The organism is Geoalkalibacter ferrihydriticus DSM 17813, assembly GCF_000820505.1.
Taxonomy (GTDB): Bacteria; Desulfobacterota; Desulfuromonadia; order Desulfuromonadales; family Geoalkalibacteraceae; genus Geoalkalibacter; species Geoalkalibacter ferrihydriticus.
This window is the reverse complement of sequence record NZ_JWJD01000002.1, coordinates 99,980-118,309: the sequence shown is the minus strand read 5'-3', so window position 1 is coordinate 118,309 and position 18,330 is coordinate 99,980. Positions and strand designations below refer to the sequence as shown.

17 protein-coding genes are annotated in these 18,330 nt (G+C 57.8%); all 17 read left to right on the top strand.

What is annotated here, in order from left to right; all coding sequences use genetic code 11:
- Nucleotides 1-57 precede the first annotated feature (57 nt).
- On the top strand, nt 58-1,302 hold the full coding sequence (locus GFER_RS06780) for an N-acetylmuramoyl-L-alanine amidase (RefSeq protein WP_161807392.1): 1,245 nt from the start codon (nt 58-60) through the stop codon (nt 1,300-1,302).
- Nucleotides 1,303-1,352: 50 nt separating this feature from the next.
- The gene (gene glnD / locus GFER_RS06775) at nt 1,353-4,055 is read left to right on the top strand and encodes a [protein-PII] uridylyltransferase (RefSeq protein WP_052446224.1); all 2,703 of its coding nucleotides are present in this window, start codon (nt 1,353-1,355) and stop codon (nt 4,053-4,055) included.
- A gap of 27 nt (nt 4,056-4,082) precedes the next feature.
- On the top strand, nt 4,083-4,970 hold the full coding sequence (xerD, locus tag GFER_RS06770; protein ID WP_040097787.1) for a site-specific tyrosine recombinase XerD: 888 nt from the start codon (nt 4,083-4,085) through the stop codon (nt 4,968-4,970).
- Nucleotides 4,971-5,205: 235 nt separating this feature from the next.
- On the top strand, nt 5,206-6,417 hold the full coding sequence (locus GFER_RS06765) for a cofactor-independent phosphoglycerate mutase (protein ID WP_040098574.1): 1,212 nt from the start codon (nt 5,206-5,208) through the stop codon (nt 6,415-6,417).
- Nucleotides 6,418-6,496: 79 nt separating this feature from the next.
- Nucleotides 6,497-6,721: a 4Fe-4S binding protein gene (locus GFER_RS06760; RefSeq protein ID WP_040097785.1), complete on the top strand. Its 225-nt coding sequence runs from the start codon at nt 6,497-6,499 to the stop codon at nt 6,719-6,721.
- A gap of 22 nt (nt 6,722-6,743) precedes the next feature.
- The gene (locus tag GFER_RS06755) at nt 6,744-7,814 is read left to right on the top strand and encodes a 3-methyl-2-oxobutanoate dehydrogenase subunit VorB (RefSeq protein ID WP_040097783.1); all 1,071 of its coding nucleotides are present in this window, start codon (nt 6,744-6,746) and stop codon (nt 7,812-7,814) included.
- Nucleotides 7,811-8,587 carry a thiamine pyrophosphate-dependent enzyme gene (locus tag GFER_RS06750; RefSeq protein WP_040097781.1) on the top strand — a complete coding sequence of 259 codons (777 nt, stop codon included), beginning with the start codon at nt 7,811-7,813 and terminating at the stop codon, nt 8,585-8,587. Before GFER_RS06755 ends, GFER_RS06750 begins: the two co-directional genes overlap by 4 nt.
- Nucleotides 8,584-9,129, top strand: a complete 546-nt coding sequence (locus GFER_RS06745; protein ID WP_040097778.1) for a 2-oxoacid:acceptor oxidoreductase family protein — start codon at nt 8,584-8,586, stop codon at nt 9,127-9,129. The genes GFER_RS06750 and GFER_RS06745 overlap by 4 nt, the downstream gene beginning before the upstream one ends.
- A complete protein-coding gene (locus GFER_RS06740; protein ID WP_235264028.1) occupies nt 9,113-9,568 on the top strand; it encodes a DNA polymerase III subunit chi in 456 nt (151 codons plus the stop codon). Before GFER_RS06745 ends, GFER_RS06740 begins: the two co-directional genes overlap by 17 nt.
- The gene (locus GFER_RS06735; protein WP_052446102.1) at nt 9,549-10,316 is read left to right on the top strand and encodes an RsmE family RNA methyltransferase; all 768 of its coding nucleotides are present in this window, start codon (nt 9,549-9,551) and stop codon (nt 10,314-10,316) included. Before GFER_RS06740 ends, GFER_RS06735 begins: the two co-directional genes overlap by 20 nt.
- 155 nt (nt 10,317-10,471) lie before the next feature.
- The gene (locus GFER_RS06730) at nt 10,472-11,251 is read left to right on the top strand and encodes an RNA methyltransferase (RefSeq protein WP_040097776.1); all 780 of its coding nucleotides are present in this window, start codon (nt 10,472-10,474) and stop codon (nt 11,249-11,251) included.
- A complete protein-coding gene (locus GFER_RS06725; protein ID WP_040097774.1) occupies nt 11,248-11,649 on the top strand; it encodes a hypothetical protein in 402 nt (133 codons plus the stop codon). Before GFER_RS06730 ends, GFER_RS06725 begins: the two co-directional genes overlap by 4 nt.
- Nucleotides 11,643-12,935 (top strand): class I SAM-dependent RNA methyltransferase, encoded by a 1,293-nt coding sequence (locus tag GFER_RS06720; RefSeq protein WP_052446100.1) that lies wholly within the window; start codon nt 11,643-11,645, stop codon nt 12,933-12,935. Before GFER_RS06725 ends, GFER_RS06720 begins: the two co-directional genes overlap by 7 nt.
- Nucleotides 12,936-13,099: 164 nt before the next feature.
- A complete protein-coding gene (locus tag GFER_RS06715) occupies nt 13,100-13,594 on the top strand; it encodes a ribosome maturation factor RimP (protein WP_040098565.1) in 495 nt (164 codons plus the stop codon).
- A 106-nt stretch (nt 13,595-13,700) separates the two neighbouring features.
- Nucleotides 13,701-14,915, top strand: a complete 1,215-nt coding sequence (gene nusA / locus GFER_RS06710; protein WP_040097772.1) for a transcription termination factor NusA — start codon at nt 13,701-13,703, stop codon at nt 14,913-14,915.
- Nucleotides 14,915-15,508, top strand: coding sequence for a DUF448 domain-containing protein (locus GFER_RS06705; protein ID WP_052446098.1), 594 nt, complete (start codon nt 14,915-14,917; stop codon nt 15,506-15,508). The genes nusA and GFER_RS06705 overlap by 1 nt, the downstream gene beginning before the upstream one ends.
- Entirely contained in the window at nt 15,508-18,318 is a 2,811-nt protein-coding gene (infB, locus tag GFER_RS06700) for a translation initiation factor IF-2 (RefSeq protein ID WP_040097770.1), read from the top strand. The genes GFER_RS06705 and infB overlap by 1 nt, the downstream gene beginning before the upstream one ends.
- Nucleotides 18,319-18,330 lie beyond the last annotated feature (12 nt).

Here is an 18,330-nt window from a genome sequence, read left to right as displayed (position 1 = left end):
GGGACAGGACCGAAAAGAGCGCAAGCAATGTCCGCAAACCGAAAAAACGAGGTTGTCATGCAGAAACTTAAACTATTTTCTGTCCTCCTTTCCCTTCTTGTTCTCATGCCCTTCCTCGGCTTAGCAGAGGCGCGCTCCCTGGCTCAGGTTGAAGGGCTACGCTTCTGGACCAATCCGGGCTACACACGGGTGGTGCTCGATGTGTCTCGGGAAACGGATTACCGCTTTGCGACGCTCCCCGCCGACACCAAAAGTGGCGTCGGGCCCCGTCTTTATGTCGATATTTCCTCATCCGAGCGCGCCGCCGACCTGAATTCCGTGGTGAACGTCAGGGATGGCGTGGTCAAAAAGGTGCGTACCGGTACCCCTCAGCCGGGCACGACCCGCGTGGTTTTTGACCTGGCAGCCCTGGGCGAACACAAGGTTTTTCATCTCAGTGATCCCTTTCGTATCGTGGTCGATGTCGGCGGCAGCGGTCAGGCCGTGCCGCGCGACAATCCTACCGCTTCGGCCTCTTCCCCAGCCGGCAAAGACGATGGGATCGCCGCCGTTCTCGGTAGCGCTCCCGAGAGTGCACCTTTGCGTGTGCGCTTGCCGAGCGGCGATGGCCGCCCGGGTCTGCGTCGGATTGTCGTGGATCCGGGGCATGGCGGCAAGGATCCCGGTGCCGTCGGCCCCAATGGGGTTCTGGAAAAGGATGTCAATCTGGCCATGGCCAAGCTGTTGAAGCAGTATCTCGAAAAGGAGCTTGGCGTCGAAGTCATCCTCACCCGAGATCGCGATATTTACCTGCCCCTGCAAGAACGCACCGCCATTGCCAATCGGGCCGAGGCCGATCTGTTTATCTCTCTGCATGCCAACGCCAGCAATGACCGGCGCGCCTACGGCACCGAAACCTATTTCCTGAACCTGGCGCGCAGCGAGCAGGCCGCGGCGGTCGCAGCTCGAGAAAACGGCATGACTCTCAAGGAGTTGGGCGACCTGGAGGCGATTCTTTTTGACCTCATGGCCAACTCGAAGATAAACGAATCGAGCCGATTGGCGACGGAAATTCAAAAGGCCCTGGTTGCGGATCTGAGTCGCAACTATTCCAACGTCCGGGATCTGGGGGTGCGCCAGGGACCCTTCTTCGTGCTTCTGGGTGCCACCATGCCCTCGGTGCTGGTGGAGGTCGCTTTTATCAGCAATCCGCGCGAGGAGGCTCTTCTGATTGATCGTCGCTTCCAGGAACGCAGTGCGCAGGCCATTGCGCGGGCGGTGCGCAATTACGGAGTCGCCCTCAATTTGCTTGCACAGCGGTGATTTTTCCAGGAGTCTGATTCGAAAACCTTTGCTGCTTTGGATATTTGTTCATGATTTGTCAGGCGACTGCGATTCATACGGAACCCTTTTTCCCCATCTCATTGCCCCTTGAGGGGCCCGCGGATTTTGACCACCAGCGCCCGCATCTTCTACAGGCAGCCCGCGACTATCTGGATCATTACCAGAAAATCATCCGCGAATTGCATCAGGCCGGTGCCGGCGGGCGTCGGGTGGTTGCCGATACCACGCACATGTTCGATGTGCTCATCACGACGCTGTTTGAGGCGGTAGCCGCTGATCTCAACCAGGGGCGCTTTGGCAAGTGCACCCTGATCGCCCTGGGTGGATATGGGCGTCTTGAACTCAACCCGCGCTCTGATATCGACATCATGTTTTACTACAGCGGCCGTGACCGGGCCTATGCCGAGAAAGTTTCCGAGCGCATGCTGTATCTGCTCTGGGATCTGGGTCTCGATGTCGGCTATAGCGTACGCACTCAACAAGACTGCCTCGACATTGTCGAGAAGGATGTTACAGCGCGTACCGCCCTGCTTGATTCACGCTACCTTGCCGGCGACGCGACACTTTACGAGGGATATCGCAAAGAGGTACTCACCGTCGTTTTCGGGCGCAATAGTCAGGCATTTATCCGCGCGAAAATTGAAGAAAACGATAAGCGGCTGCAAAAATACGGCAGCTCGGTGTACCTTCTTGAGCCCAATATCAAGGAGGGTGAGGGCGGATTGCGGGATCTGCATTCAGCCCTTTGGGTCGCCCAAGTCAAGTACAAGGCCCACAACCTCAAGGATCTGGTGATCAGGGGGGTGATTTCCGAGCGTGAGCGGCAGGAATTTGAAGACGCCTTAGACTATCTCTGGCGCATCCGCAACGAACTCCATTACCTGACGACCCGCAAAAGCGACCAGATGCAATTCAATCATCAGGAAAAAATCGCTGAATTTCTGGGCTACCAGAACAGCCGCAAGGGTTTGGCTGTTGAACAGTTCATGCAGGATTATTACTATCATGCCACCCGGGTGGAGCATCTTTCTTCCTCCCTCATCGCCCGCATCACGCAGCAGGAGAAACCTTCGACGCATGCTCTGGGTTATCTGACGCGCCGCCAGATCGAGGCGGGGTTCTATATTCTGCGCGGGGAACTGCGCGTTTCCGGTCCTGAGATTTTTCGGCGGGATCCACCAATGATCATGCGTGCTTTTTTCCTGGCGCAGCGCCATCAGGCGCCCTTGAGTCTGGAACTCAAAGGCCTGATTCGCGACAATCTGGGGCTGATTAACGACAAGGTGCGTCGCGATCGGACGATGAACGAGATGTTCTTCGAAATTCTGCGTTCTCCCCGCGATGTCGGCAAAACCTTGCGCGTGATGCACCATCTGCAGTTCCTCAATCGCTACATTCCCGAATTCGGCCGTATTTTCTGCAAGGTTCAGCATGACCTTTACCACACCTATACGGTGGATACCCATTCCATCTTTGCCGTAGAGGAGGTTCTCAAACTGCGCGCCGGGCTTTATCGCGACAAGCATCCGGTGCTCACCGGTCTGGCCGGCGATATCGAAAAACCCGAACTGCTTCTGCTTGCCGTGCTGTTCCATGATATCGGCAAGGGGGAGGGGAAAGACCATTCCAACAAGGGTGCCGATATGATGCCGACCATCGCCCGGCGCTTCGGTCTCAACCGCGAAGACAGTCGGCGCCTTGAATTTCTGGTGCGTCATCACCTGGACATGACACATATCTCCCAGCGTCGCGATCTGCACGATGAGGATCTTATCCTGCAGTTCGCTCGCAGCATGGGCATGAGCGAAAATCTCAAAATGCTTTATCTGCTGACCTTTGCCGACCTCAAGGCGGTAGGGCCCGACGTGTGGAACGACTGGAAGGGGATGCTGCTCCAGGAACTCTACGAAAAGACCTACCAGGTGCTCGAAAAGGGCGACTTCGAATTGGAAAAGCGTTCGGAAAAATTGCGCAAGCGCAAACGCAATGTTCTTGAAGCGCTGACCGAAGAATTCGACCCGCGCATGGTGCGCGAGCAATTGCGCGCCCTGAGTCCCCGCTACCTCATGAGTTATCGCTCCGCTGAGATCGTTGAACATCTGCGGCTCTCCCTCGGGCGCGGTAAAAGAACTCTGGCTCTGCACGTCGAACACGAAACCAGGCGTGGATTTTCCGAGGTGACTATCTCGACCCTCGATATCCCCGGACTTTTTTCCAAGATCACTGGAGTCATGGCCGCCAATGGAATCAATATCCTCGGTGCCCAGATTCACACCCGCAGCAACGGCGAGGCGCTTGATATCCTGCAGGTGGCAAGCAGCGGCGGCTCGATTGAAAATCCACAAAAGTGGCAGCGGGTCGAGGAGGAGTTAACGGCAGTTTTCGAAGGTCGGGCGCAGGTCGGTGAATTGGTGGCCAAGCGTCGCCCCCCGGCGTTCATGACCGAGCGACCGCGGCCGCGATTTCCCAATCGGGTGGATGTGAGCAATGAGATCTCGGCGCAGTACACGGTTATTGATGTGTTTGCGCACGACAAGGTTGGTTTGCTTTACACCATTACCAAGACCCTCAAGGATTTGGGTCTTTACATCGGCGTCGCGAAAATTTCCACCAAGGTTGATCAGGCGGCCGACGTTTTCTATGTTCAGGATATCTTCTGCCAGAAAATCGTGCAGGAGGAGAAAATTGCCGAGATCAAACAGCGGCTGCTGACCTGCCTGGATGATGGCTGACATAAAGTTTCAAAAAGGCACGAATTTATGGAGCAATACCTCGATCACTTCATGAACTACCTGACGGTGGAGCGCGGCCTGGCCGTCAATACCCTGGAAGCCTACGGTCGCGATCTGACACGCTATCTCGATTTTCTCGAGAAGCATGAGGTGGCAGCGGTTGCGGATATAAGCGCAACGCATGTTTTGGGGTTTCTCGGCGCCTTGAAAAACGCCGGACTGGCACCGCGCAGCCGCGCGCGCTCCCTGGTGGCGGTACGTACCTTTCATAAATTCATGGTGGCTGAAAAAATCGCCGTCGCCAATCCCGCCGACCGCATTGAGTCCATGCGCCTGATGCAGTCGCTGCCCGATACCCTTTCACCCCGCGAGGTGGAGCGACTGCTCGCGGCACCGGTGGAACCGACGCCTATGGGACTGCGTGACAGGGCCATGCTGGAATTACTCTACGCCACCGGCCTGAGGGTGTCCGAACTGGTAGGACTGAGGCTGGGCGACGTCCAGGTCTTGATGGGATGCGTGCGCACTCTGGGCAAGGGGCGCAAGGAGCGGCTCGTGCCGGTCGGAGAAACCGCCCTGTCGGAGCTTGATGTCTATCTGCGCGAAGGCAGACCGCTGCTGGGAAAAAAGGCTGCGAGCCTCCATCTGTTTCTCAATCGGTCAGGCAATGGGTTGACACGCCAGGGGTTCTGGAAGATTATTAAGCGCCGTGCGCTACAGGCGGGAATCCGAAAAAACATTACGCCGCATACCCTTCGTCATTCGTTTGCGACCCATCTGCTGGAAAATGGCGCCGATCTCAGGGCGGTTCAGGCCATGCTCGGCCATGCGGATATCTCCACCACGCAGATTTACACGCACGTGACCCGCGAGCGCCTGCGCCGGCTTCACGAGCAGTATCATCCGCGGGGATAGGCGCAAAGTCAAAAACCAAACTAAAAACATAGGCCACGGATCGAATCTGATAAAGGCGGATCAGAGACGGCAATGCCGACTACTGAAATATTGATCCAAATTTTGGTGGAGACGCAATTGTGGTTATTTTTCAATGTTTGGCCTATGTTTTTGAGTTTGACATAGCCTGATCGGCTTTGATCAGGTTTGATCCGTGTCCCATGAGGGTTTCTGTCCATCATTTTTTGAGGTTTTCATGAAATACATCATTCTGCTCGGTGACGGCATGTCCGATGAGCCGATTTCCGAATTGGGTGGACGCACACCGCTGGAAGTCGCCCAAACCCCTAACATGGACGCCCTGGCCGGGGCGGGTGAGCTCGGATTGGTGCAGACCGTGCCGCCTGGCTTTCACCCGGGCAGCGACGTCGCCAACCTGAGCGTTTTCGGTTATGACCCGGCGACTTGCTACAGCGGCCGTTCGCCTCTGGAGGCGGCCAGTATGGGGATTCATCTGGATGTGGACGATGTCGCTTTTCGTCTCAACCTGGTGTGCCTGACACCCCATTACGGCAAGCTCTATATGGAGGATTTTTCCGCAGGTCACATTTCCACCGCCGAGGCGCGTGAACTGATCCAGTTATTGGAAGAAGAATTGGGCGGCGGGCCTTTCGAGTTCCATGCCGGAGTTTCCTATCGGCATCTCATGGTGTGGCGCGGCGGGCGCGACCAGATGAGCTTCACGCCGCCCCACGACCTTAGTGGACAGAGCGTGGAAAACCACCTGCCCCGAGGCGAAGGCGCCGCTGAGCTCATCCATCTGATGAATTCCGCGCAGATGCTGTTGAACAATCATCCGGTCAACGTTCGTCGCGAAAAAGAACGCAAGGTTCCGGCCAACTCCATCTGGCTCTGGGGCCACGGCAAGGCGCCGCGCATGGCAACCCTGCAGGAGCGTTTCAATCTGAGCGGGGCGGTTGTGGCCGCGGTTGATCTGATTAAGGGCATCGGAATTTATGCAGGCCTCGAAGTCATAAAGGTGCCCGGCGCCACCGGCTATCTCGACACCAATTATCGTGGCAAGGCCGAATACGCCTTGGAGGCGCTCAAGACGCGCGATTTTGTCTATTTGCATGTGGAGGCGCCCGATGAGGCCGCCCACAGTGGGTTGCTCGACGAAAAGATACGAGCAATCGAATCCTTTGACCACGAGGTTGTCGGGCCCGTGCGTGCCGGACTTGAAGCGCTCGGACCTCATCGGATTCTGGTGCTGCCCGATCACGCCACTCCGGTGCGCAAGAAAACCCATACGGACCAGCCGGTGCCTTTTGCCTTGTTCGACTCCACCGCTGTGAGGCGGCAGGCCAGTGATACCCACGTCTACAGCGAGGCGGCGGCCAAGGCTTCCGGAGTCCATGTGGCCGAGGGTTGGCGGTTGTTTGAGCGAATGATTCGTGGGGCAAGTTGACGCTGTGGGAGGAGTTCTGTAAGATTAGAATTTCTGCCCGAACAAGGGGCGCAATCGCCTTTTTTAGCGGAATACAGGTATGGCCAAAGTCGTCATTGATGAATTGAGATGTAAGGGATGCGCCCTGTGCACCGCAGCCTGCCCACATGGTCTTCTGCAGTTGCGGCGCACAATCAGCCGTCAGGGGTTTTTTCCCGTTGAATTGAGCTCTGACAAGCAGGATCGGTGCACGTCCTGTGCGCTGTGCGCGCAGATGTGTCCGGATCTGGCCATCAGCGTGTTTCGCAAAAAAAAATCCGAATAACGCCCCGTCAGGAGTCACGCCGTTGGATCAGCGTCTGTTCGTCAAAGGCAATGAGGCCGTCGCCATGGGCGCTCTGGCCGCCGGTTGCCGTTTTTATTTCGGCTATCCCATTACTCCCCAGAGCGACATCCCTGAGTACATGGCCCGTGAGTTGCCTCGCCTGGGCGGCACCTTTATTCAGGCCGAAAGCGAAATTGCCTCCATCAACATGCTGCTCGGTGCCAGCGCCTGCGGCATGCGCGCCATGACCTCCTCATCGAGTCCCGGCATTTCTCTCAAGCAGGAGGGCCTCTCCTACATGGCCGGCAGCGAACTGCCCGGCCTGGTGGTCAATATCTGTCGCTCCGGCCCGGGTCTCGGCGGTATCGATGCCTCGCAGGCCGATTACTTTCAGGCGGTCAAGGGCGGCGGTCATGGCGGCTATCGCCTGATCGTACTCGCACCTCATTCGGTGCAGGAAATGTACGATCTGGCCATGCTCGCCTTTGATCTCTCTGATCTTTATCGAATGCCTGCCATGCTTCTCGGTGATTCGGTCATCGGCCAGATGAAAGAGGCGCTGGTCCCCCATCCTCGTCCGCAGATCGAACTGCCCGCCAAGGATTGGGTGGTGTCAGGCAAAGGCTCTCGTTCCGAACAACGCATCGTCAAATCCCTTTTTCTCGGCGACGGGGAACTTGAAGCGCACAACTGGAAGCTGTACCACCGCTATCAATTGTTGCAGGAGCGCGAATCGCGCTGGGAAGCCTTGTACCTGGATGATGCCGAGCTGATCGTCACCGCTTTCGGGGTCACTGCCCGCATCGCCAGAAGCGCCGTGCGCATGGCACGCGAAGGAGGCTTGAAGGTTGGCATGATCCGGCCGATTACGTTGTTCCCTTTTCCGCAAAAGGCGTTCTTCAAGGCAACTGGGGTGGTCAAGAAGGTGCTGTGTTTTGAACTCAATACCGGGCAGATGGTTGAGGATGTGCGCCTGAGCGCGGCGCGCGATGCAGAGGTGTTTTTTTATGGTCGCCCGCCTGGGGCCGGTTCGTTGCCGACTCCGGAAGAATTGTGCGAACAGATCGAAAGGCACCATGGGAGAAGCGCATGACCAAGGTTGATACGCCGGTGTTTACCGCGCCTCGCTCTCTCAAGAAGGTCGTCACCCACTTCTGCCCGGGCTGCCAGCATGGCACCGTTCATCGCCTGGTTGCCGAAGCTCTGGATCATTTTGCAGTTCAGGCACGCACCATCGGCGTGGCCTCCGTGGGTTGCAGTGTCTTTCTCTACGAGTATTTCGATATCGACGTGGTCGAAGCGCCTCACGGCCGGGCACCGGCGGTGGCCACCGGGGTCAAGCGCGCGCTGCCTGATCGCATCGTTTTCACTTATCAGGGCGACGGCGACCTGGCGGCTATCGGAACCAGCGAAATTATTCATGCCGCCAATCGCGGCGAAGGCATGACGGTGATATTCGTCAACAACAGCACTTACGGCATGACCGGCGGCCAGATGGCCCCGACCACTCTGCCGGGGCAGAAGACCTCGACCTCACCCTATGGTCGGGATATCGCCAATGATGGTCGTCCTATTCGCATGGCTGAGTTGCTTACCCAACTCGATGGAACCTCCTATAGTGCCCGGGTTGCGGTCAACACGCCGCGCAATGTTCTTGCTGCCGGCAAGGCGGTGCGCAAGGCTTTCCAGACTCAGATCGAGGGCCGTGGCTTCTCTTTTGTGGAAATTCTTTCGACCTGTCCCACCAACTGGGGGGTGAGTCCCCTGGAGGCCAATGAGCGGATCGCCACGGAGATGATTCCGTGCTTTCCCCTGGGCACGTTCAAGGACTGGGCACTCGATGCGCCTGGGACGGGGGCGAAATGAATCTTGATGTCTTTATTGCCGGATTCGGTGGGCAGGGGGTGCTTCTGCTGGGCAATCTGCTCGCCTGTGCCGCGATTCGCGAGGGGAAAAACGTTTCTTATTTTCCGGCCTACGGCGTGGAGAAGCGTGGCGGCGCGGCCACCTGCACGGTGGTGATCAGCGCTGAGGAAGTCGGCTCACCGGTGGTTGGGCGGCCGCAAGCTGCGATTCTGCTCAATCAGTTATCCCTGGACAAATACTTTGCCCGCATTCGCTCCGGTGGTTTTGCCCTGGTCAACACTTCTCTGGTTGATGGCGCTCTGCCGCGGTCCGGCGACGTCGAGGTGCTCGCAATTCCCATGAACGAGGTGGCTCTGGAGGTCGGCGACGCGCGACTGGTGAATATGGTCGCCGCCGGTGCCTGGGCGCTTAAAACAGGCGCGCTGACGGTTGCCTCCATGGAGCAGGCTTTGCGCGAGGTGCTGCCCGAGCGCAATCATCGTTTCATCCCTCTGAATGTCGAAGCGATGAGGCGTGGCGCCGCCTTTGTCGCTGAACGATGAAGGGCTTTTGAATTTCATGGCGGCCCCGGTTATTGAATTCATCAAACTTAAGAAGCCTGAAAAAGCCCGCTATCTGTGCGAACTCGCGGAAGAGTTTTTCGCTCAGGGACAGCGCGTTCTGATCACCGTTCATGACGATAACCAGGGCGTCACCCTGGATCGTTTCATGTGGACCTGGCGCAAGGGCACGTTTGTTCCACACTGTTTCGACAATGGTGCCGTCGATTGCCTGGACGAACCGGTGGTCATCGCCACCGAGGAGCGCAACGGCAACGGCGCGCGCATTCTGATCCAGGGCAAGCCGACTTCGTTGAATTTTGTCCGCAGCTTCGACCAGGTCATCGACTTTGCCGAAAGCTACGACGAGAATCTGCTGCAGGCTTCACGACGACGCTTTGCCGCTTACCGGGAGGCCGGCCTTGCCCCCCGCATGCGTTAATGGCGGCGGCGCGGCCACGCGCGTTCAACTTGGCGTTTCCGCGCAATTAGGCCAGCCGGTTTCGATCGAAGGCGTTGCGCGCCACGCCCTTGACTGCTGGCGTCCGCGTCGCGGTGAAGCCCTCACCGTTGAAGATGCCGCAGGCCGGGGGTTTCGCGCCCGGATTCTGGAATACGATGACGCACATGCTGTGCTGCTGCCCTTTGAAGAACTCGAGCGGGCGCCGGAAAGTCCCGTGCGTATCGAAGTCTATCAGGCACTCCCGCAGCGCGAGCGTTTCGAGCTTATTTTACAGAAACTCACCGAAATCGGTGTGGCGCGCATCGTTCCTTTTGAATCCAGCCGCTCCATTACCCAGCAGGAGCGCGATGTTGGACAGAAAAAATCCCATCGTTGGCCCGAAGTTGTGCTCAAGGCGGCCAAGCAGTGCCGGCGAGGCATGATTCCAGAGCTGCTGGCTTTTCATTCCTGGGATGCCGCCCTGTATGAGGCACACCATGCCGATCTGCGCTTTTTCTTTTACGAAGGCAGCGCCACCTGGTCCCTGCGTGAAGCCCTCAATGGTGAGCGACCGCGGCGCCTGGCTTTGATGGTTGGTCCCGAAGGTGGTTTCAGCGCCGACGAATTCACTGAAATGCGCGCCTTGGACATGTTGCCCGTTTCGCTCGGGCCGCGTATTTTGCGCACTGAAACCGCAGCCATCGTGGGTGCCGCCATCGTGCAGCATGTGTTGGGTGATTTGTATTAGCCTGGCAGTGAATAAATTCGGACGCAGATACAGGCGGAAAATTCCGGATCCTGGCAGATCTTTCCTGACGCTAGATCAGGGTTGATCCTGCCCATCCCGATTCGGTCCTGTCAATCTGCGTCCCATTATTTTTTTCGGAAGTGCTTTTTCTCCCTATGAATCCTGATCCGCAAAATATCTCTGTTGTATTGGTCGAGCCCCAGGGCGATCGCAACATCGGTTCGGTATGCCGAGCCATGATGAATTTCGGCTTTAATGATCTGCGCCTGGTATGCCCGCAGACCGATCACCTTACCCACGAAGCACGGCAAATGGCGGTGAAGGCCACCGCGGTGCTTGAGCAGGCCGGGATTTACGAGAGCCTGGAAGCGGCTCTGAGCGATTGCCGCTTGGTGCTGGGCACCACCCGGCGCTTCGGCAAATACCGGGAAGACTTTCTGCATCCCGACGAGGCTGCCGAATTTTTCCTGCCCTTGACGCAAGAGGGCCGGGTCGCACTGGTCTTCGGTCGCGAGGATCGCGGCCTGCTCACTGCCGAGTTGGATCTCTGTCAGCGCTTCATCACCATCCCCACCAGTGATGAGCTGCCGTCCATGAATCTTGCCCAGGCGGTAGCTCTGTGCCTGTACGATACCGTGCGGGTTCTGCGTCGCGAGGTCGCGGCGGGGCGGGTTGCGGGGAGAAAAAAGCTTGCCCCCAGCGAGGATGTGGAAGGCATGTTCGGTCACATGCGGCAAACTCTGCTCGACATCGAGTTTCTCAACCCGGACAATCCTGATCATATTTTGCGTAGTTTTCGCCGCATATTCGGACGGGCCGGACTCAATGAACGCGAGGTCCGGATTCTGCGTGGATTGTGGAGGCGAATCGACTTTATTGAGGGGCAGCGCCGCTGCCTTGCGGATCGGGAGCAGGAAAGCGAGAAGGTGTCATGAGTCGGGATACACTGTTTTTTCACCAGACTTTAGCTAATCGTCTGATTATCGAAGTTCGCGACCTGAGTCGCCGCTACTTCGGTGACTACCATAAGGTCGTCCTCGAGGTGAGCTGCCGTTTGCCGCTGGAGGCGGCATTGTTTGCCGGCGAAGTTGATCCGACCCAAGCATTGGCTGCGGCCCAGGCGGTTTTTGGCGAGGAAGCCCGCAGCATTGTTCGCCTGGAGCGCATGGGTGTGGCCGGCGACACTCTGGAGGCGGTTAGGGGCGCTCTCTGGGACTCCTTTACCACAACTACCCTGGCTTATATGCAGCGCCCCGACTATCCGGTGCGTATGCTGCGTCGCCTTCAGGCGCAGCGGCACCAGGCGGGTCGGCATCTGCGCGCCCTATGCTGAGAGAAGCAGAGGTGCGCATAGAGGCGCTTGCCTATGGCGGCAGCGGGGTCGGGCGACTGGAGGGCAAGGTCGTGTTCGTGGCGGGCGCCGCCCCCGGTGATGTGCTGCGCTTTCGCACTATTCGCGAGAAAAAACAATTCATTGAAGGTGAACTCATCACGCTGCTGCAACCGTCCTCCGAGCGCCGGGTGGCCCCCTGTCCGGTTTTCGGCCGCTGCGGCGGTTGCCAGTGGCAACATTTGCTCTATACACGCCAGGTTTATTGGAAGGACCGGATAATCGCTGATTTTCTCAGTCGTCAGGCAGGCGTTTCCGCTGATCTCGTAAAACCGCTGTTGGCGGCCGAAGATGAATGGGGATACCGCAGCCGGGTGCAGTTCAAGTGCCGCCAAACTCCGACTGGTTTCGTCATGGGTTTTTATCGCCGTGGCAGTCATTTTGTCATCGATGTCGCCGCTTGTCCCATCGCCGCCCCCGAAATCAACCGGGCCCTGACCCTGTTTCGAACCTGGCTGCCCGCTTCGCCCTGTCCGGACGCCATTCCCCAGGTCGATCTGGCCGTGGACGACGAAGGACATCTTGCCGCAGTTGTGCACTGTCTGGCCGCGGATCCGCAACCCCTGGCGGACTATCTCGCTCCCCGGGTGCGTGAACAGGGCATGGCTTTGTACCTGCAACGGGGCCGCAAGGATACCCTGGCCGAGGTTCAGGGGCCCGAAGAGTTGTATATCCATCCGCTGCCTCAGTCCTCTTTGCGACTGGCTTATGCCATAGGAGGTTTCGCCCAGGTCAATCTGGCACAGAACCGCCGCCTGGTTGATGCGCTGCTGCATGCCGCGGGGGAGTTGTCCGGTAAACGGATTCTCGATCTTTATTGCGGTATGGGAAACTTCTCTCTGCCGCTTGCCCTGGCCGGTGCCGAAGTGGTCGGTGTGGAAGATTTTTCCCCAGCCATCGTGCAGGCCGAGCGCAATGCTGTCGCAAACGGTTTGTCAGCACGTTTTTTGAGCCGTCCTGCTCTGCGGGCATTGACCCATGACTTACGCACGGAACGCTTCGATCTGGTCGTGCTTGATCCGCCTCGTGCCGGTGCCCGGGATATCGTGCCCGAGTTGCTGCGTTTGCGGCCGGCGCGCATTCTCTATGTGTCTTGCGACCCGGCAACACTCGTTCGCGATCTCAAACCGCTGGTACATAATGGCTATCGAGTGACTGGTGCGCGCGGTATTGATCTCTTTCCTCAGACCTATCACCTTGAGAGCCTTACCTGTCTGCAAACCGGTTAGAATCGCCTGTGTAAGGCCTGCCCAGAGGCGTGGGAGAGGAAAGGTCTGTTGATTTTGGACTTGCATTTCCGTGGTTCCCGTGTTAGTTAAGTAGTTCAGTTTTATTCGTTCACTACAAAGTGGGCTTTCAGCTCACTTTTTTTATTTTTCCGGAGTTTATTTTCGTGAACGACGCCTCCGTTGTCGACCAGGTCAGGGAGCTTTCTCGCCCCATTTTGCAAGACCTCGGCTTCGAATTGGTTGACCTTGAATTCAAGCGCGAAGGACAGGGCTGGGTGTTGCGCTTCTTCATCGATAAGCCCGGTGGTCTGTTGCTTGACGATTGTGCTTCTTTCAGCCGCGAAATCAGTCTGGCGCTGGATGTTGATGATTTCATCCATCGCGCCTATCATCTCGAAGTCAGTTCTCCGGGGCTTGATCGACCGTTAAAGGGTGCCGAAGACTTCGAACGCTTTCGGGGCGAACGGGTCAAGGTCAAAACCTTTGAGAAAATGGATCCGGATGGGCGCAACCATTTGCGCAAAACTTTTTCGGGCGAGCTTCTCGGGTTGGAGCAGGGCTGTGTCAGGTTGCGCCAACTCGACAAAAAGGGCGGGGTCGTCGAGATTCCACTTGACGCCGTTGCCAAGGCGCATCTCGATCCGGAATTCGACTTCTAGTTGAAGCGGTTCGGGCTCAGGCGCCCGTCGACCGCGTCAGGCATACGCAATAACAGCACATGGGCGGTGTTGACGCCCATCTCAGCAGGTAAGACAGGGGGATGAGTTGACCAATCTCAACCACATCATCGATCAGGTCGTCAAGGATAAGGGAATCGACCGGGCTATACTGGTTGAAGCTCTGGAGTCAGCGGTTTTGTCCGCGGCCAACAAGAAGTATCGCAATACGCGCGACCTTGAGGCCCACTACAACGATGAAATCGGCGAAGTCGAATTGTTCGAATTCGTGACCGTTGTCGAGGAAGTCCAGGATAGCTATAAGGAGATCGGTCTTGACGAGGCGCGCGAAGCCGATCCAGACGTGGAGATCGGCGACTCGCTCGGCATGCAGCTCGACTCGGGAAGTTTCAGCCGCATTGCCGCTCAGACCGCAAAGCAGGTTATCATTCAGAAGGTTCGCGAGGCCGAACGTGAATGGGTCTATAATGAATTCAAGGATCGGCTTGGTGAGTTAGTCAATGGTATCGTGCGACGCTACGAGCGCGGCGACCTCATCGTCGATCTCGGTCGTGCCGAAGCATTGCTGCCCCACCGGGAGCAGGTGCCGCGCGAAACTTACCGCCAGGGTGACCGGGTGCGGGCCTATATTGCCGATGTCAAGCTCTCTCCCAAGGGGCCGCAAGTCATTCTTTCGCGCACCCATCCGGGGCTTGTGGTTGAGTTGTTCAAGGTTGAGGTTCCCGAGATCAGCGAAGGATTGGTTGAGATTAAAGCTTGTTCGCGTGAGCCTGGGAGTCGCGCTAAAATCGCCGTGGTTTCTCACGACCCTGATATCGATCCCGTCGGGGCGTGTGTTGGCATGCGCGGTTCGCGCGTACAGAATGTCGTTTCGGAGTTGCGCGGAGAGAAAATCGATATCATTCCCTGGACCATGGACATCGGGCGCTTCGCTTGCGCGGCCATTGCTCCGGCCGAAGTGACTCGGGTTTATGTCGACAGTGAGGAGAAAGCGCTCGAAATCATTGTGCCCGACGACCAGTTGTCCCTGGCGATCGGCAAAAAAGGGCAGAACGTACGCCTGGCCGCGCGCCTGACGGGGTGGAAGATTGACATTAAGAGCGAATCTCGCGCCGAGGAGGCGGAAGCTCAGGAGGCTGCTGAAGCTGAAGGCGACCTCGATGTCGAAGGTTTGGACGAAGCGCCGGCTCTCGGAGAAGCTGAAGAGCTTCTTGAAACACCGGATTCCGAACTCTTGGCGGAAGCGGGGGATGCGTCCGACGCCGACGTGGAGGTTGTACCGGAGGACAGAGACAAGGAGTGATGCCTGAGCGCAACGGAGCACAACGGAGCTGCCTTGGCTGTCGCAAGGCTCTGGACAAAAGTTCTCTTGTTCGCTATGTTCTTGCAGCCGATGGTCAAGTGACGGTCGATTTTCGGCAGAAACTGCCGGGGCGTGGCGCCTATACCTGTGTGAGCCGCAAGTGTCTGCGCGAGGCGGTGCGTCGTGAGCAGTTCCGCCGCGCTTTTCGTGGACGCAATCAGGCGACTGTCGAACCGGTTTTGGCCGCAGAGCTTGAGCGGCAATTGGCGGAAAAGGTTGATAATCTGCTCGGCATGGTACGCAAAGCCGGATTTGCCCTCGGCGGTGGCAATCTAGTGCTTTCAGCTTTGGAAAAAGAGGGGGGGCTGGCCTTGGTCATTGTCGCCCGAGATATTTCCGAAGGTGTTCTGGAAAAAATTCGACGCAGGACTCAGGCTTTTGGCGTTCCTCTTTACACCTGGGGTGAGAAACAATCCCTCGGCCGTTGTATGGGACGCGAAGAGCGTAGCGTCATCGGAGTCAAGCAAGGAAAACTGGCAATGGCCCTTCAGGAGGGGCTTGCGCGATACGAGCGATTCGTAGGGGAGATTTAATGGGAAAAACACGGGTTTTTGAACTGGCCAAACAGATGGGGCTGGAAAGCAAGGAACTTCTTGAGAAACTCGATGCGGCGGGAGTCTCCGTGGCCAACCACATGAGTGTTCTTGAAGAAGGCGATCTGAAAAAGCTGGAAGCGGCTAGCGCTCCTGTTGTGGCTCAGATCGAGGAAGAGCGTGTCAAGCCCGGCATCATTCGCCGTCGCCGCCGTGAAGTCCCCGCCGAGGCCGCTGAGGAGCCGGTTGCTGCTGCAGAAAGCGTGAAAGAGGAGCCGGTTAAGACCGAAGCGCCCGTTGCCGCACGCGCGCCTCAAGAGGAAGCGGCGCGCCCCAAGTCGCCACCCCCCGTCGAAGAGCCCGTCGACATCCCATCTCCTGCCAGGACAGAGGCGCCTGTGGCCGAACCTCCTGCCGCTGAAGAGCCGCCTACGACAACGGACAAGGTCGAGAAGCAAGAAGTCTCCGCCGAAGAAACTCCAACGGAAAAACCCGCTGCCGCAAAACCGACGCCTCGTCCCGAACGGCGTGAAGAAAAGGCGACTCCCGGTCGAGCCAAGGTCCTTGGGCGCGTGGATCTCTCGCGCCTTTCAAGTCCTCCCGGTCGTACTGAAGAGTCCCAGCGCCGCGAACGTGCGCCTGCGCGTCGTGAAGGTCCTGCTTCCCGGCCTGCCGGTGCGCGTCCCGCTCCTGGAGGCCGCGCGCCTACCGAAGGTCGTCCTGCGCCTACAGGTCGTCCCGCCCCGGCTGGTCGTCCTGCGCCTGCCGGTCGTCCTGCTCCCGCGGGTAAGGGGCGTCCCTCCTTCACCCCTGCTGCGGCGCCTGACGAGGTATTTACCCCCAAGGAAGTGCGCGGCGGCAAGAAAAACAAAAAGAGCCGCGGTGGCTATGATTCTCCGGGTAGTGAGCCAACCGGTGGGCGTCCCGCGCGTAAAGGGCGCAATCTTGAGGTTTTCGAGCCTGATCGTAGCGGGCGGATGCGTCGGCCGAAAAAAGGTGCCAAGCAAATCAAGAAGACTGAAGTGACCATCTCCAAGGCGATCAAGCGTGTCATTCGCATTACCGATTCCATCACTGTCGGTGAACTCGCCAAACGAATGGGCATCAAGGCCAACGAACTGATCCGCGAGCTGATGCAGCAAGGCAGCATGGTGACCATCAATCACCCGCTGGATTTTGATACCGCCGCCCTCTTGGCCTCCGAATATAATTATGAGGTCGAAAACGTCGCATTTGACGAGACGACGATTTTGGAGGAAATTCCCGCCCTCAAGGAGGGTGATGAGGCTCCTGAAGATCTTGAGCCCCGGCCCCCGGTGGTTACCGTCATGGGTCACGTCGATCATGGCAAAACCAGTCTGCTTGACGCCATCCGCGCCGCCAACGTCACGGCCGGTGAGGCCGGCGGGATTACCCAGCATATCGGGGCCTATTATGTCGAGCTCGACGGACGCAAGATCACCTTCCTCGATACGCCCGGCCATGAGGCGTTTACCGCCATGCGTGCCCGTGGCGCCAAGGCCACTGATATTGTGGTTCTCGTGGTGGCGGCTGACGACGGTGTTATGCCTCAAACCAAGGAGGCGATCAATCATGCCAAGGCCGCCGAGGTACCCATCGTGGTGGCCATCAACAAGATGGACAAACCGGATGCCAACCCCGAGCGTGTCAAGCAGGAGCTGACAGAGTTTGGTTTGGTGCCTGAAGATTGGGGCGGCGAGACGATCTTTGCCGAAGTGTCGGCCAAGGAACATCTCAACATCGACCAGTTGCTCGAAATGGTACTTCTGCAGGCCGAGGTTCTTGAACTCAAGGCCAACCCCAACAAGCGCAGCCGTGGCATCATCGTCGAAGCACGGTTGGATAAAGGCCGTGGTCCTGTGGCCTCCGTTCTTGTTCAGGATGGTACTTTGCGCATCGGCGATCCCATTGTCAGCGGGGTCTTTTACGGTCGTGTTCGCAGCATGGTCGATGACCGCGGCAATCGTGTCGAAGAGGCGGGACCGTCGATGCCGGTCGAGGTGACGGGTCTCAGCGGGGTGCCTGATGCCGGCGATCTGCTTCACGCCGTCGAGGACGAAAAGAAAGCCAAGGACGTGGCTCAACACCGCCAGCAGAAGCTGCGTGAAGTCGAACTGGCCAAAACCAGCAAGATTTCCCTCGAACAGTTGTTCGCCAAAATTCAAGAAGGCGATGTCAAGGAACTCAAGGTGGTCATCAAGGGCGATGTTCAGGGCTCGGTTGAAGCCGTCAAGGACGCCTTGGTCAAGCTTTCCACCGACGCCTGTCGCCTCGTGGTCATTCACACCGGAGTCGGCGGTATCATCGAGAGCGATATCAATCTCGCAGCAGCGTCCGATGCCGTGGTCCTCGGCTTCAATGTGCGCCCCGAGCCCAAGGCCGCTCAACTGGCCGAAAGCGAAGGGGTCGATATTCGCCTGTACAACATTATCTATGACGCAGTCGCCGATATTAAAAATGCCATGGAGGGACTGCTCGCTCCGACCATGAAAGAAAAAGGCCTGGGGCGCGCCGAAGTTCGCGAAACCTTCTCTGTTCCCAAAATCGGGCTCATCGCAGGTTGTTATGTCCTTGATGGCAAAATCGTGCGTAACGCGAAAGCTCGTCTGGTTCGCGACAGCGTCGTCGTCTGGGAGGGCAAGCTCTCCTCGCTGCGTCGCTTCAAGGATGATGTTCGTGAGGTCGCAACGGGTTATGAATGCGGTATCAGCCTAGAAAACTTCAGCGATCTTAAAATCGGCGACATTATTGAGGCCTACGAAATGGAAGCCACCAAAACCCTGCTGTAACTCTGATTCGCG